12 protein-coding genes are annotated in these 15595 nt (G+C 47.3%); 4 read left to right on the top strand and 8 right to left on the bottom strand.

Annotated features, from left to right (window positions below; genetic code table 11):
* Positions 1-73: 73 nt before the first annotated feature.
* From L0B52_RS09350 to L0B52_RS09325, 6 genes are read right to left on the bottom strand one after another with little or no spacing between them, the layout of a single operon-like run.
* Positions 74-523, bottom strand: a complete 450-nt coding sequence (locus L0B52_RS09350; protein ID WP_235064449.1) for a hypothetical protein — start codon at positions 521-523, stop codon at positions 74-76.
* Positions 504-4610: a translocation/assembly module TamB domain-containing protein gene (locus L0B52_RS09345; RefSeq protein ID WP_235064448.1), complete on the bottom strand. Its 4107-nt coding sequence runs from the start codon at positions 4608-4610 to the stop codon at positions 504-506. Before L0B52_RS09345 ends, L0B52_RS09350 begins: the two co-directional genes overlap by 20 nt.
* Before the next feature lie 3 nt (positions 4611-4613).
* Entirely contained in the window at positions 4614-6437 is a 1824-nt protein-coding gene (locus tag L0B52_RS09340; RefSeq protein ID WP_235064447.1) for an autotransporter assembly complex family protein, read from the bottom strand.
* A 1-nt stretch (position 6438) separates the two neighbouring features.
* Positions 6439-7977 carry a murein biosynthesis integral membrane protein MurJ gene (gene murJ / locus L0B52_RS09335; protein ID WP_260088528.1) on the bottom strand — a complete coding sequence of 513 codons (1539 nt, stop codon included), beginning with the start codon at positions 7975-7977 and terminating at the stop codon, positions 6439-6441.
* 24 nt (positions 7978-8001) lie between these two features.
* Complete coding sequence (metF, locus tag L0B52_RS09330; RefSeq protein WP_235064445.1) at positions 8002-8856, bottom strand: methylenetetrahydrofolate reductase [NAD(P)H]; 855 nt, start codon at positions 8854-8856, stop codon at positions 8002-8004.
* A gap of 11 nt (positions 8857-8867) precedes the next feature.
* Positions 8868-9095, bottom strand: a complete 228-nt coding sequence (locus tag L0B52_RS09325) for a YgdI/YgdR family lipoprotein (protein WP_235064444.1) — start codon at positions 9093-9095, stop codon at positions 8868-8870.
* 116 nt (positions 9096-9211) lie between these two features.
* Here L0B52_RS09325 and L0B52_RS09320 point away from each other — a divergent pair, with 116 nt between their 5' ends.
* The 4 genes from L0B52_RS09320 (at position 9212) to L0B52_RS09305 (ending at position 13499) form a co-directional block, all read left to right on the top strand.
* A complete protein-coding gene (locus L0B52_RS09320) occupies positions 9212-10549 on the top strand; it encodes a DEAD/DEAH box helicase (protein WP_235064443.1) in 1338 nt (445 codons plus the stop codon).
* 6 nt (positions 10550-10555) lie between these two features.
* Positions 10556-11947 (top strand): deoxyribodipyrimidine photo-lyase, encoded by a 1392-nt coding sequence (locus L0B52_RS09315; protein ID WP_235064442.1) that lies wholly within the window; start codon positions 10556-10558, stop codon positions 11945-11947.
* A gap of 172 nt (positions 11948-12119) precedes the next feature.
* Complete coding sequence (locus L0B52_RS09310; RefSeq protein ID WP_235064441.1) at positions 12120-12722, top strand: superoxide dismutase; 603 nt, start codon at positions 12120-12122, stop codon at positions 12720-12722.
* A 183-nt stretch (positions 12723-12905) separates the two neighbouring features.
* Positions 12906-13499: a DJ-1/PfpI family protein gene (locus L0B52_RS09305; protein WP_235064440.1), complete on the top strand. Its 594-nt coding sequence runs from the start codon at positions 12906-12908 to the stop codon at positions 13497-13499.
* Positions 13500-14354: 855 nt separating this feature from the next.
* Here the strand turns inward: L0B52_RS09305 and L0B52_RS09300 are convergent.
* Entirely contained in the window at positions 14355-14561 is a 207-nt protein-coding gene (locus L0B52_RS09300; RefSeq protein ID WP_235064439.1) for a dodecin family protein, read from the bottom strand.
* 106 nt (positions 14562-14667) lie between these two features.
* A complete protein-coding gene (prmB, locus tag L0B52_RS09295; protein WP_235064438.1) occupies positions 14668-15570 on the bottom strand; it encodes a 50S ribosomal protein L3 N(5)-glutamine methyltransferase in 903 nt (300 codons plus the stop codon).
* Positions 15571-15595: the final 25 nt, after the last annotated feature.

Raw genomic sequence — 15595 nt, 5'->3', positions numbered from 1 at the left:
AGCAAAGAAGATTATAGCGTTTTGGTCATAGCCAATGATTGCTGTCAGGTAAATGTGCGCTATTAAATGCACCTTAGTCGATTACGTCATTAGTTTTGTGATAAACGCCTGCCAGGGTTGCACCACCTGAACAAAAATCTTGAATTAATGTAGCATATTCTGCGTTCGGAATTTCAATCTCCAACTGAGCTTCGCTAAAGTGATAACGAATGGTCGTGTCTTTATACGATGATTGATACACGCCCTGCGCTACCTTCTGCGCTATTGCCTTATATGCACAAGTGGCTGGTTTTTTAACATCAGCACGTGAACGCACCGTGATATCCATAGTCTGATCGCTTTGCGCTTTAACGAACACAGCGATCCAATCTGCACCTTGATCGCGCTGTACGTACGCGCTACTCGCGTAATAACCATTGAAATCTGTCTCATGAGACAAAGGCAATTGTGCTCTGCAGGCGCTTAAAAATGTGGCAACCGCAATAACGAATACCGTAATTCGATCAATCCGTTTCAAATTCATAGATGAAATCGATTGCCTGCACATCGCCACTGGTGCTCGCTTCAGCTTTTAAGCGATCAGTGAATTGGTAGCGGGCAATAAACTCGGTGACTGCATTAAAGAAATCGCTTTGCATACCGACATAAATATCTTCACCGAGATATTTACCGGCTTCTAAACCGCTGATACCGAGATCAAACACATCCAAGCCTGTGCTTTCGGTAATCTCATCAGACACCAAGCCACCCACGGCGTAGTTTCCTGCCGCTTGTAGTAAGGCGTTAGCATCGGTGCCGCTATCAGGCGATCGTCCAAATAATAAATACGATAAAATTGCTGAATCAGGCATAATCGGCGTCGAGGTAAGGGTCAGCTGCAAAGTATCCACGCTGCCTTTAACCTCAGCCCCAACATTCACATCTTCCACTTCACGCAGCGCTAGGAAATTGATGTAGGGATTGGCGATATTCCCCCCGGAAAAAACCACATCCCCACGCTCAATATTGAGCTCCTGACCGTAGAGTTTATATTCCCCGCTGGCGATCGAGATTGTGCCACGTGCAGTGATGGGCTGGCTGGGCAACATGGTGATATTAATGCCGCCAAGCAACCGAATATCAACATCTTTATTTTTAAAATACACATTATCGCCAAGCTGCAAACCAATTTTGGCGTTAAACGGCGTTTGCGTTTCTTCAAGCTTTTCCTGGGCATTTTGTTTATCCTCACCAACGATCACCACATCCTCAGAAAGGCTGCGACCTGATGAAGTATCAGGAATCGAAATCTTGGCCTCAGGAATCAGCACATCCCCATTAAGCGTGATCCCTGTATCAGGGTCGATGACCACATCAAACTTTGGGGATGCCACCACTCGCATTGTCTCAGCATCCGCAAGCAGTAAGCGATCGCCGCTTAGGTTCATATTGAGCGTCAAAGGAGATAAATTCAACGCCCCATTGATATCAAGCGCCCCTTCTGGTGTACCAACATTACCTAAGATATCAATCTGTCCGCTTTGCCTGGCCGATAATTCCAAGCGAATGTCATTAAGCTCGGTGGAGTATTCTGGGATAACCACACGACCATCATCCAAAATAATCTGTCCACCGATTGCCGGATCGCTAGCTTTACCAGAAAACCGCAGATCGCCCTGAACACGACCTTGTAATTCGCTGACTTGTGGCACGAGGTATTTAAACTTACCAACATCTGGCACATCCATTTGCAAGCGCCCAGCGATACTCGGATCGCTGAAGTTATTCACCTTACCATCAAGGATAAATTCTCCCGCATCTCTAAACGACAAAGCCATGCCAACATTCGCTTCAGAGCCTGAAAATACCGCTTTTGCCTGGGCTTCTTGCAGATGCAAGGTGATCGGTGCACCATCTTGTGGGCTAATACGAATCTGACCCGGTGAGAGCGCGATATTCGCTGTTCCGTTAATGGCGCCTGCCTGATCGATATTGATCGTGCCTTTACCGCTTGCCTCTGTGCCGAGCGAGATCATATCCGGCAACCAATACGCAAAGCTTTTCGGCGATAGTTTGGCGATGTCGTAGTTGATTGTCGCCTGCTCAGCATAGGCGATATCTAAGCATAAATTCGAATGTGGATCGCTCAAACAAAACGGATTGAGCGCGACCGCTTTGGGTGACAGCGTTACATCGGCTGGTTTGGTGAGTTTCCAGTCGAGCCCTTCGCCTTTGATTGTGAGCGCATTGAGTTTACCTGCCCACGCATCAAGCCCTTTCAGGCCACCTTCAGCGTTCATATCCACATTAACTTCGCCACCGCTGGTGCTAAATTTAAGCGCGTGGTCCTGGTAAATCCCTTGCGTGGTTAGGCGGACCGTTTCCCAACGCTGTCCTACCAAATCTAGGCCATCAATCTTAATCACATTATCAAACGCGCCATCACGCTCTAACGATGTATCGACCGTGCCTTCAAGCGCTCGCACACGATAATCTTGATAGGCGATATTTTTAGCCGACACATCGAGTTTGGCCTGTGGTTGGCTTTTTGTGCCGCCAATATGGCCTTTCGCGCTAAACGTACCTGCAAGTGGTGCATAAAGCGTGGCCAAATTTTGCCCATCAACGTCCACATCAAAATCGAGCTTTTCGCCATCAAAGGCGCCACCCAAGCTTAATTTGTTGTTTCCGATACCAAGCGCTAAACCGTCTAAACGGAGATTATTATCTTCAATAGTAACCGTGCCGCCGCCGCTTAACGCTTCGCCAAACCACTGGCCATCAAGCGATTTAATTTCAGCAATCGCATTAACCCCGCCAAGCGCGCTGACATTTCCTTTACTAACGATCTTGGCATCAACTTTGCCGCTATAGCCTTCAAGGAACAGCCCAGGATCAAAATGGTCGGTGGTGATTTCTGCGTCCCAAGCAATCTGCGGGGTTAAATCAACCGCCCCACTAATATGCGCCGAACCATCACCAGCTTTAAGCGTAACATCAACATCACGCACTTGCTCTGGGGTATAGAGTACTGATGCGTTAATATCACTACGCGGTAAATCTTTGCCGCTAGCGACCAATGCAGCTTGAATATTGAGCGCATTGAGCACACCATCAAGGGTGAGCTTGCCTTGTTCTGATTGATACGCACCCTGATAAGCAATATCGCGCCAATCGATCGCCCCTTTAACTTGTGGATTATCAAGCGCACCGCTCAGCGCAATATCTCCACTTACATCCCCAGATAATTCCGCCACCACGGCATCCAAATGCTTGGCCTCGATATCTAGATTGAGCGTATCGTCGCTGCCCCCTAAGCCACCATTTGCACGTAAGCTATTACCGGCAAAGATAAGTTGAAAATCTTCAGCGTTTAAACGCTCACCACGCCACGCAAGCAGCCCCTGACCGCTTACCGGTTGCCCCTGCCACTGCCCATCAAGCGATTCAACCAAAACATCCGCATGCAAACCATCGCTGGTCATCTCACCTTGGGTGGTCAAACGACCGTTAATCGTGCCATCAAGGGCTTCATCGTATTTACTGGCGTTAATCCCGCTAATCGCTAGCTCGCCTTGCCAGTTTGGCTGCTCAGCAAAACCTGCCTCACCTTGGAGCCGCACTTCGCCATCGAGTAACTTAGCGAGCACATCAATATTATGCAGTTTGTCTGCGCCAAGATTGGCTTGTGCGCGAAGCTGAGTGGTCGGTACGCCCGCCCCCGATAATTCACTATCTAAAACAATCGCTAAATCATCAAACGCCCCACCCAAGGTTAACACTCCGGAAGGGCTCGCAACCGCGCCTTCTGCGGCGCTGAATTCCTGCCAATCAAGGCGCGCATCTAATTGACGCGCCGCTAAATCAATCACCCCGGTTAACGAAGCATCTAAGCTCGCATCACCGCTGGCTTTAATCGTTAAATTCGGCTTAAGCGCGCTGCCTTCACCGCGCAGCACAACGTTTTGATACTGCGCACCTTCGTCATTAACCAACCCGGCATCAAGATTAATATCCAATGGATAATCGGCATACGTTTGTATCGCGACAGACAGATCGCCCACCGCACGATCAGTATCCACATCACCAGTGAGCTCGAGTTGTCCATCAAGCCACGCACCATCTACATTTGCTTCATGAATCTCAAGCATCGGCACGTCATCTTGAGTGATGCTGACACGTGCTAAACCGATATTATGGAAGACGATATCAACCGGTAGGCGTAAATCGGGTAACGATTCGGGAATGCCCCCTTCTTTTTGCTCTTCTTGGGGTTTTTCCTGCGGGTGTAAGTTGATAGTGGCATCACGAAACGTCGCGCTCGCAATCCCCACTTTTTTTGCAAACAACGCGGTTGCATTATCTAAGCTCAGCTCTTCGGCTTGTAAATCTAATGCTGGGCCGCTGACCTTAAGCTTTCGCCAGCTTTGCTCAGACCAAAATGTACCGCTTAATGATTCATAATCAATTCGATAACTGGTGAATGTATTCACCAGCTTGGGGATTTGGCGATAGCCATGCTCTGTGCCGGTCAGATAAAACACTGCCGCAAATAGCACGATCAATAAGCAGAGGATGGTTATCAGCAACCATTTTGTGATCCGCCACAAGCCACGCCATAAACCACGCATAAATTATAAATTAAGCTCCGTGCCAATCGTTAAATGCAGGCGAACATTATCGCCCACATTCTTATCAAAGCCATGTGCCACATCGATATCAATCGGCCCAACCGGTGAGCGCCAATGCAGACCAACGCCAGCACCAACTTTAAAATCAAAGTCTTTATCTGTAGCGTCGCCTGCATCAACAAACGCCGCTAACGCCCAATCCGGCTTGAAGTAGTATTCATATTCCACACTACCGACCGCTAAATAGCGCCCACCGATGTTGGTATTAGAACCATCGCGCGGCCCAATATTCTCAAATGCATAACCGCGCACAGAGCGATCCCCACCAGCAAAATAGCGCAAGCTCACCGGCAAACGATGAAAATCATTGGTTTCTAAGCCACCCAAATCAAAACGACCGATCACACGATGCTGTTCATTGAATGAATACAGGCCGCGCGCACGCAAATCAGCTTGCACAAACGACACATCTGAAACCAGCTGATCGGTCGCCCCTTTCAATCCAAGCGATACTTGATAGCCAGAATCAGGGTTTAAGCGATCCTCGGTTGAGGTGTAAGTCCAGCGCGCTTGAGGATAAAGGAGCAAGGTGTCTGCTTGATCCAAGCCAATGCGGAAATCTTCCCAGGCAGTCACCAAGCCATAGCGATGTTCCCATTTATCGCGACGGAAGTTATAACCGCCTTCAGCAAAAGCGCGCTTCGAGCGATAGTCATCATTGTCTTTATAATGCCCACCACCACGCAGATAATAGTAATCTGTGGTTGGGTTATCGCTTGGAATACGATAAAGCGCATCGAGGCTCATATCCTTTTCTGAGATAAACGTTTTCGCATCAAAAGTATGACCGCGTTCATTCACCCAACGCCAATTGAACTCAAATTTCGCCCGTGGACCTTGGTCAGTCGAATAACCAAGCCCGATAAGATAGCGTTTATTCTTGTTCATTTCCAGCTGCGCATCCACCGGAACCGTTTTGCTCACCGGATCAGGATCACCACCAACCAGTACCTGGCTAAAATAGCCACTACCTTGTAAATCTTGCTGCAGCGTGGCGACATCTTTTGAGGTATACGGCTGGCCTGGGCTAAAGGGCACAAAACGCTGTAATAAATTTGGGGTCAGCTCGGTTTGGTTGTAAGTAACGTTTGTGAATTTATATCGTTCACCACTGTCAAAATGCAGGGTAATTTCTGCACTGTTATTTTGTGGGTTGATGCCAATGCGTTTTTCGACAAACTGGCCATCGAAATAGCCGCGCGCGCTGGCAAGCGCCTTAAAGCGCGCTTTATATTCTTCATACGCTTTATGATCAAGCTGCTGACCAACCGCCAACGGGTTATCGTTTAATAATTCAACAAATGGTGGATCATTTTGCGCCTCACCGCTCAAACGCACATCAACGTTGGTCAACTGCGTCGGCTCACCCAGAGACACAGTGTAGTGAACGATTAATCCTTCACTGCTTTGCTCACGCTTTGAATCGACCCGCACATTGTAATAACCAAAGGGCTGTTGTGATTCGGCGATCTCTTTAGCACCATCTTCAATCAAAAAGTTCACATAATCCGGGCGATTAATATTTTCATTCACCACCTGATTGAGGGTTAAAAACAGGTAGGCATTTTTTCTTTGTTCTTCGTTTTCAATCCCTTGGATATCAATCTCGATCAGTTTCAATCCGGTAATGGCTTGTGCGTTTTCGCCAACGGGCTGACTGGCCGGAGATGCTGTGTTGGTATTACTACCTACCGCGTTAAATAAAGGTTCTGCCTGCGTAGCTACTACCATCCCCAGCAAACTGATACCGAACACAATTTTATTCACACTATTTCCCCAATCTCAGTTGATTCCATCGCACACCCAGTAGCCGCAAAGCTAACACATAGGTAAGAATACCACAGCCAACCAGCAGAAATAAGTGCCCTATGCGCCACCAAAAGCTCTCAGCAAGCCACAGCGCCCAATCGCCTTGCAAATAAACAAGCATCGAGGCCATCGCACCATTGGCTAACACAATTTGGATTAAAAATTTCCATACTCTCGAAAGCAGCTTGACCCCTTCACCATGCAGCAACCACACCAGAATCGCCACATTAATCAGCGCCGAGAGCGCGCTTGCTCCAGCCAAGCCGACATGCGCCCAGTATTGGCTAAGTATCAGCGCGAGCACAATATTACAGCCCATCGCCACCAACCCAGCTTTAACCGGCGTTTTTGTGTCATGACGGGAATAAAATGCTGGTGCCAGCACTTTCACCAAAATCCAGAAAAAAGCACCAAAGGCATACGCACGCAAACTCATCGTCGTCATCATCACATCATAATCGCTGAAATGCCCACCATAGAACAGCGTCAGCAAAATGGTTGGCGCAAGTACAAACAGCCCCATAGAAGCGGCGCTACCGATCAACAAGCCCCAGGTTAGCGACCAATCGAGGGTTTCAAAAAAAGCTTTCGGGTTATCATCAGCGTTCAACGCACTCAGCTTTGGCAAAATCACCGTACCAAGCGCCACGCCGATCAGGGCAATTGGAAACTCCACCAGACGGTCGGAATAATACAGCCAGGAAATACTCCCAGTGGCCAATAATGAAGCAAGGAAGGTATTGACCAAAATCGTTAACTGCCCCACCGATGAACCAAATAAGGTCGGCACCATTAGCTTCATAATTCGGCGCACACCGCTATGTTTCCAGCCCCATTTTGGCCGCACCAACAAACCGAGTCGCCATAAAAATGGCAGCTGTAGCGCTAACTGCGCTACCCCACCCAATAATACAGCCCAAGCCAAAATCAGCGGATCCACCATCGCCCCTTGGCCGGGCAGGTAGTGCCATAAGCACGCCGCGATAATCGCTACATTGAGCAGCACAGGTGTAAACGCGGGCACACCAAACTGTCCATGGGTGTTGAGCACTCCACCACACATCGCAGTGAGCGAGATCAACAGAATATAAGGGAACATAATGCGCAGCATGTCGCTGGCCAAAATAAACTGCTGCGGTTTGTCGTTTAGACCATAAGCCACCAACGACACAATCGCGCCTGAAAAGACCATCCCGAGAATGGTAATCACCAAGAGAATAGTAAACAGCGTGCCCGATGTGTTACGCAACAAATCTTTAAGCTTATCCGGATGTTCGGTTTTTGTTGCCGAGAACACCGGGACAAACGCATTGGCAAAACCGCCTTCACCAAAAAAGCGGCGCAACGTATTTGGGATACGCAGTGCAGCAAAAAATGGGTCAGTGACTGTGGTATCAAAATAACGCGCGAGGAAAATATCGCGCAACAAGCCCAAGACTCGGGACGCCATGGTCATTGTTGAAATAACCGCTGACGACCGCAATAACGATTTAGCCATAAAAATCCTTCCGTTCAGGTGGGATTACTGCCCCACCCAACCTAATTCTTGCGCCACAGCCAGCACCGCATCTTCGCGGTTCATGCTATAGAAATGTAGCGCATCAACTCCTTCATCAATCAAACGCGCGCACATCGTCGCCACCACTTCAGCGCCAAAAGCCCGCAAATCTTGTTTATTGTCTTGATACGCTTCTAAGCGCTTGCGGATCCAGCGTGGAATCTGCGCCCCACACATATCAGAGAATCGCGCGAGCTGTTTGTAATTGGTGATCGGCATCACACCTGGCACAATCGGAATGTCCACGCCGATACGCGTCGCATCATCGCGAAAGCGCAAAAACGCATCAACGTTATAAAAATACTGAGTGACTGCCTCGTTCGCGCCTGCGTCCACTTTATCTTTAAAATGACGCAAATCATCTTCGGGGGTTTTCGAGCGCGGATGAATCTCTGGATAAGCCGCGACATAGATTTTCGCCGTTTCTCCCCAACGCTCGCGCACCAAACTAACCAACTCACGCGCATTATGCAAATCGCCAGCTTGGTACATCCCTGAAGGCATATCGCCACGCAACGCCATCAACTGCGTCACACCCCATTCCTGATAAATATCGAGAATACTTTCAATGTTGCTGCGTTTCGCCGCCACACAGGTTAAATGCGGCATCACTTTTGTACTTTGTTCGTCTAAGATACGGCGCACCGTTTGTAGCGTGCGTTCGCGTGTACTACCGCCTGCGCCGTAGGTGACAGAAAAATATTCACAGTCCAACACAGACAACGCCTGACGAACGCCATCAAGCTTTTCAGCGCCTTCATCAGTCGAAGTAGGAAAGAACTCACAGCTCACACGCACAAGAGGGGTTTTGCCTGACATGTTCTAACCCGTCACTTCTTAAATTTGGCTGGTTCGATAAACAACACCAAGTTCTCGCGGATAATGTATTTCTGATCATTCACATCATAAAAGGTGTAATAACCATCATCCAGCGAGGGGCGATTGTCCGCATATAAGCGTTCACCGCTAGTCATCCGCACTTCATAGAGCGATTGAGTTTTAATAAACCCACAAGCGCCTAACAATAATGCCATTGAACATAAAAGAGCCACCCGCATAGTCCTATCCTTTATTGCTTGTTCACAAGTTTAAGCAGTATATCATCCTAAATAGCGCTGACGTGCTATAATTGCGGCAAATTAAAGTCTAATATCGGAATAAAATAACACCCTATATGTCAGAAAAACACACCACGAACACAGCGTTCGTTGATCTTCCCCTGCATGCATCCATCCAAGAAGCCTTACAGGATGCGGGTTTAACCCATGCCACCCCCATCCAAGAACAAAGCCTGCCGCTAACGCTTAAAGGCCACGATGTGATGGGTTTGGCGCAAACAGGTACCGGCAAAACTGCTGCTTTTTTAATCGCCTTATTGCAATACCTGATGGTCAACCCGGTGCACCCAAAAGCCAAAGGCCCATGGGCGATTATTGTCGCACCGACTCGTGAGCTCGCGATTCAAATTAAAAAAGACGCCGACCAACTGGGCCGTTATACCGGCCTTAAGAGCCTCGCAGTTTATGGTGGGACAAACATCGAACACCAGAAAAACCTTTTTGCAGCGACCAATATCGATATCGTGATCGGCACCCCTGGGCGAATCATCGATCTATACAAACAAAAAGTGTTCCGCTTAAAGAATATTGACGTGTGTGTGCTTGATGAAGCGGACCGCATGTTTGATTTAGGCTTTATCGACGATGTGCGCTATCTGCTTAAGCAAATGCCACCAGCTAAAGAGCGTCTAAACCTTTTATTCAGCGCAACGATGGCGCAAAAAGTGCAAGAATTAGCCTATGAGCATTTCAATGCGCCTAAAACCGTAAGCATCGAAGCCGATCATCCAACCGCTGATAACGTCGAACAATCGCTGTACCACACTGCGAAACACGAAAAAACCCCGCTGCTTTTAGGCCTGCTCGCTAAAGAGCAACCGCAGCGCAGCATTATTTTCTTAAATACCAAGCGCGATTTAGAGCGCCTAAGCATAGTCCTTGAAGCTAACGGTTATCCGAATGCTGCCCTTTCTGGCGACATTGCGCAGAAAAAACGCGAGCAAGTGATCAAAAGCTTCCAAAATGGCGAAACCAATATTGTGGTCGCCACCGACGTTGCCGCGCGCGGCTTGCATATTCCTGATGTCAGCCATGTGTTCAACTACGACCTACCGCAAGTCGCTGAAGACTATGTACACCGCATCGGCCGTACCGCACGCGCTGGCGCAACCGGTAAAGCGATCAGTTTTGCTTGCGAAGAATACGTCTATTCTTTGCCAGAAATTGAGCATTACATTGAGAACAAAGTCCCGGTTGTTTCCATCGACGACGACTTACTCGCTGATGTCATCCCGCCAAGCGACGAAGCACTAGCTGCACTAAAAGACGAGCAGCGCCAACGCCGCGAGAAATCAGGCAATCGTCGCGGCAACGGCCGTAACAATAACGGCGGAAAACGCCCGGCAAACCGCAAACACACCACTCGCCGACACAATAAAAACGGCAACCACTAAAGCCTCATGGCCACGTTATATCTCTTTCGTGGCCATGATTTACGACTTGCCGATAACCCGACTTTACAACAAGCGCTGCGCGCAGCACAAGCCCAAAGAGCGCCGCTGTATTTAGCCTACGTTGATGAATCAGATAAAGAGCAATCACAAAGCGCGGTTGATGCTTGGCGTGCGCTGGCTTTAGCCAAACTTAGCGGCGCTATTGAACAACTTGGCGGCTCGTTGTGCCGCATTGAGCCGCATGTGTTACTTGATACCATCAACAAAAGCTCGATCAACGCGGTGTTTTGGAATCGCCGCTATGATCCAGAGAGTATCGCGGCCGACCGATCACTCAAAACCCAACTACAATCCCATAATATTGTCGTGCATAGTAGCCCTGGCAACGTGCTTTTTGAGCCATTTGATCCACGCAGCTTTAACCAAAGCGACCAGCCTTATCGCGTCTACACGCCATTTAGTAAACGTTTACGCGTGCAACTTAACGATATCAGCGAGCCCCTATCGGCACCAAGCTCTTTAAGCGCTGCAAAAGACCCAATTAACCAAAGTATGATCAGCAAGCAGGTTCCCGTGCTTCCAGCTTGGGTGAGCGCCATACTCAAAATAGATCAAGCTGGGGAACAAGCCGCCCTTCGCCACGCGGCAGATTGGTTTGCAACGCGGTTAAATGGCTACAGTTCACGGCGAGATTTCCCCGCTGAAGCTCAAGGGACATCCAAACTCTCGCGCTATCTCAACATCGGCACTCTCTCACCCAAACAAGTGCTTCATTTACTCAACAAGCACCAGAGCGCTACCGGCGAAGACAGTGAGCATTTTATCCGTGAATTATTATGGCGTGAATTCGCCTACCACATCCTCTATCATTTTCCAGACACCGCGCACACGCCCTTCCAAAGTAAATTCAACAGTTTTAACTGGCGCGAAGCGAACGAGCATCAAGATTGGGTTCGTGCATGGCAGCAAGGCAGAACCGGCGTACCGTTGGTGGATGCCGGTATGCGTGAGCTATGGACGACCGGCTGGATGCATAATCGCGTACGTATGGTGACAGCCTCTTGGCTGACGAAAAACCTACGCCTGCATTGGCAAGCGGGCGCAAAGTGGTTTATGCACACTTTGATCGACGCAGACATCGCGAGCAATACTCTCGGCTGGCAATGGGTTGCCGGCTGTGGCGTGGATGCAGCGCCGTATTTCCGTATCTTTAATCCGCTCACTCAGGCAGAAAAGTTTGACCCTGAGGTGCACTATCTTAAACAATGGTTACCCGAGCTGCGTGGTCTCAGCGCAAAACAATGTTTCGCTCCTTGGACACACACGGATTATCCACAACCGATGGTGGATATTAAAGGCAGCCGTAAAGCCGCATTAGCTGCTTATAAAACGTTATGACTCGTTAGAAAAAAAACCTATAAAAACAACAAATAATGCGTATCAAATAACGAATAAAGAAGATAAAATGAGATTGCCATTTAGCCATAAGCCTTGCATTTAATCGCTATAACCTATAATTTATGAAATCAAACATAAACTCAATCTAGTAAACTTTTAATAAGGAGTCATCATGTCTTTTACACTTCCTGCATTACCTTATGCCTATGATGCACTTGAGCCGGTGATCGACACCGCAACCATGCATTTGCACTACGACAAACATCACCAAGGCTATTGCAACAATTTTAATGCGGCGATTGAAGGCACGGACTTAGCCGATAAATCGCTAGAAGAGATTTTCGCCAACATTTCTACCCAAAGCGGCGCGGTTCGCAACAACGGCGGTGGCTACTACAACCACATCGTTTATTGGAACTCAATGAGCCCAAATGGCGGTGGAGAACCAAAAGGTGAATTAGCCGAAGCGATCAACAGCGCCTTTGGCAGCCTTGATGCATTCAAAAAAGAATTTGCTGATGCAGCAGCCACACGCTTTGGTTCAGGCTGGGCATGGCTGATCGTTAAAGATGGCAAACTTGCTGTAACCAGCACAGCAAACCAGGACAACCCATTGATGGATATTGCCGACGTTAAAGGCACACCAATCCTCGCCTTAGACGTTTGGGAACACGCGTATTACCTGAACTACAACAACCGCCGTCCTGAGTACATCGAGAACTGGTGGAAAGTCGTCAACTGGGATTACGTTGCAGAGCAATTTGCTAAAGCCTAAATCCTAGGTTCGATAAGAAAGATGGCATCGCACAAGCGGTGCCTTCTTTTTTATCTATAAACACCCTATCCATCACTCTAATTGACCACCCTGTCACAACCTCGTCACATAGTTATAGCTGTATTTTTATTTTAAGGTAATATTTAGCAAGCCCTACCTTTTAATAACCACCAGACTCATACCATGAACGTCGCAATCATCCTTTTTACCGATTTTGAAACGCTAGACGTTTTTGGGCCGGTAGAAATCTTTGGACAATTAAGCGATCAATACACCCTCACCTTCTATTCACTCACAGGTGGAATGATCAGCAATCATCACGGCGTATCGATAGCCACAAAACGGCTTGATCCCACAAACTATAGCGCAGATATTTTGTTTATCCCTGGCGGTAAAGGCACAAGAGAAGAAGTAGATAACTCAGCACTCATTAAAGCGATCAAAACTGCAGCCGAGCATAGCGAATATGTTTTAACCGTATGCACAGGCAGCGCCCTGCTCGCTAAAACGAGATTACTCGATGGCAAACACGCCACCACAAACAAAAAAGCGTTTCACTGGGCGGTAAGTCAAGGTGCGAACGTGCAGTGGAATAAACACACGCGCTGGGTAGTCGATGGCAAGTATTACACCTCAGCAGGTGTCAGCGCCGGTATGGATATGACATTAGGCTTTATCAGCGACCAATATGGAAACTCCTGCGCAAGAGCAATCGCTAATCACATCGAATACCGCTGGATCGAAGACAAAAACAGCGATACGTTTAAGGTTGAATAAATGACTAAATTAGTGCGTAATTAAGCCAAACTATATTTACAACAGTCGATTATTCTTATGCTTCTATAAAGACCTATGAAAACATGAGCTTTTAAACGAGTTTTTACCATATTTTTTAGTCTATAGGTGAATTCCGTGATAAATATTTAAATAGGACTGTGGACTATTTACCATTTGTTCCAAATCAGAATACTGACGTAGAAGCTCTATCAATGTTCAACAACAATATAACCTCAAATTACAGAACTGAATATATTTGTGAAATATATAGACAATCCCATCATCCAATATATCCCTCACGGCTATCTGCTTGCTATGCATTCGCTGATAGTGAATCCTACCTAAAAGCATGTGAAAACTATCATTGGGATATATCAACTATACGTAAATTTAAGCTATTACCTAACCCTCTTAACAGAGTAGTAAAAGTCAATATGGAAATCATTTCTCTAGCACGGACTGCAAATAGCATTTCTATGCTTGATCAGGAAACACAAGATAAAATTTGGCATTCCTATTGGAATGGGATTGGAAATATTGAACTAGAATTACCAACGCCCGAAGGAAGAAAAAAATCGAATCTGGAGTTATATGGGAATATTTAATAGAGGGAAGATTAGAAATAATTCAATAATATAATGGAACAGATGATTAATGATAATTTGGATGTATTTGACTATATTTAAATACAGTTTGAAATTCTAACACTAAGGTAAGCTACAAATCAGTATGTGACCTCATAAAATAATGATGTAATAAAATGCTAATTTTTCAAATCATGATAAACATTAGTGAAAATTTTAAACATAAAAAAGCACCACTCAATGGTGGTGCTTTCATCTATGATTTAAACGCTTAGTCGTTTAATACAAAGGTCACTTTCAGGCGTACTTTATAGGCGATGATTTTTCCTTTTTCTACTTCCACGCTATGATCTGATACCCAGGCTGATTTGACATTTTTTAAGGTTTTATTCGCGCGCTTAACGCCCTCTTTGACCGCATCATCAAAGCTTTTTTCAGAAACGGCGATGACTTCGGTGACTTTTGCAATACTGCTCATAGTTAAACTCCTTACGTGTATTTCTGTCTTTTATACCCATGTATTTTAAAGACATATTCAGCATAACATGACGAATTTACAGCAACATGAACAAAAATTTAACTACCTACACCAGTCCAGCCTCACGCCACGCCATCAGCTCATCAGCGCTAATCGCACAAACGCCCTGCCCACCGCGAGTAAATTCGATCCAGCTAAAATCCAGCTCAGGGTAAGCTTCTTCGAGTAAGTAGTCTGTCATCCCAACTTCTAAAATCAGCACCCCTTCTGGGGTCAAGTAATCCGCGGCTTGCGCAAGCAATTGCTGGGTGAGGTTCAGTCCGTCTTCGCCAGAGATTAGCGCGTGTAACGGCTCATGGGTAAACTCTGGCGCAATCTCATCCATTTCTGGCGCTTCCACATACGGCGGGTTGCATAAGATCCAATCGAATTGCCCTTGCACCTGGCTAAAGCCATCGCTTTGTAGGGTTTCAATGCCGCAATCGCGCATGCCGAATCGGTCGATGTTGATCTCAGCAACAGCCAACGCATCTTCATCGATATCGGCGAGCACGACCTCCGCTTCAGGATGCGCCATTTTCGCAAGAATCCCAATACAACCACTGCCACAGCACAAATCGAGCACTCGCTCAGGCGCTTGTTCTGCCGGCCACCAAGGCGCCAATTTTTCCTCAATCAACTCGGCAATTGGCGAACGCGGAATGAGCACCCGCTCATCGACATAAAAATCATAGCCGCCGTAAAGGGTGCGCTGAGTGATATACGGTACAGGTACGCGTTCATGAATACGGCGTTGCAAAGCACCTGCAAGCATGGCGGCTTCTTGTTCAGTCACTCGGGCATGAAAGTAATCCATGCTGAGGTCATAAGGCAGCGATAGCATACCAAGCACCAAAGCAGCCGCTTCATCAAGCGGCGAATCGGTCCCATGACCAAAATACACGTCGTGACGGGCGAGTTCGCTCGCGCTATAGCGTAGCCAATCGAGCAAGGTGCGTAATTCTTGCATGTGTTCCTTACATTGAAAAAAACCG

Origin of the sequence: Suttonella sp. R2A3 (assembly GCF_021513215.1) — a bacterium.
Lineage (GTDB): Bacteria > Pseudomonadota > Gammaproteobacteria > Cardiobacteriales > Cardiobacteriaceae > JAHUUI01.
Note: the sequence above shows the minus strand (reverse complement) of the source record. Positions and strands in the feature narration are given on the sequence as shown.

Coding starts and splice junctions, on each gene's coding strand:
- L0B52_RS09305 (WP_235064440.1), top strand. CDS start 12,906: ATGAACGTCGCAATCATCCTTTTTACCGATTTTGAAACGCTAGACGTT.
- L0B52_RS09310 (WP_235064441.1), top strand. CDS start 12,120: ATGTCTTTTACACTTCCTGCATTACCTTATGCCTATGATGCACTTGAG.
- L0B52_RS09300 (WP_235064439.1), bottom strand. CDS start 14,561: ATGAGCAGTATTGCAAAAGTCACCGAAGTCATCGCCGTTTCTGAAAAA.
- metF (WP_235064445.1), bottom strand. CDS start 8,856: ATGTCAGGCAAAACCCCTCTTGTGCGTGTGAGCTGTGAGTTCTTTCCT.
- L0B52_RS09345 (WP_235064448.1), bottom strand. CDS start 4,610: ATGCGTGGTTTATGGCGTGGCTTGTGGCGGATCACAAAATGGTTGCTG.
- L0B52_RS09350 (WP_235064449.1), bottom strand. CDS start 523: ATGAATTTGAAACGGATTGATCGAATTACGGTATTCGTTATTGCGGTT.
- prmB (WP_235064438.1), bottom strand. CDS start 15,570: ATGCAAGAATTACGCACCTTGCTCGATTGGCTACGCTATAGCGCGAGC.
- murJ (WP_260088528.1), bottom strand. CDS start 7,977: ATGGCTAAATCGTTATTGCGGTCGTCAGCGGTTATTTCAACAATGACC.
- L0B52_RS09315 (WP_235064442.1), top strand. CDS start 10,556: ATGGCCACGTTATATCTCTTTCGTGGCCATGATTTACGACTTGCCGAT.
- L0B52_RS09320 (WP_235064443.1), top strand. CDS start 9,212: ATGTCAGAAAAACACACCACGAACACAGCGTTCGTTGATCTTCCCCTG.
- L0B52_RS09325 (WP_235064444.1), bottom strand. CDS start 9,095: ATGCGGGTGGCTCTTTTATGTTCAATGGCATTATTGTTAGGCGCTTGT.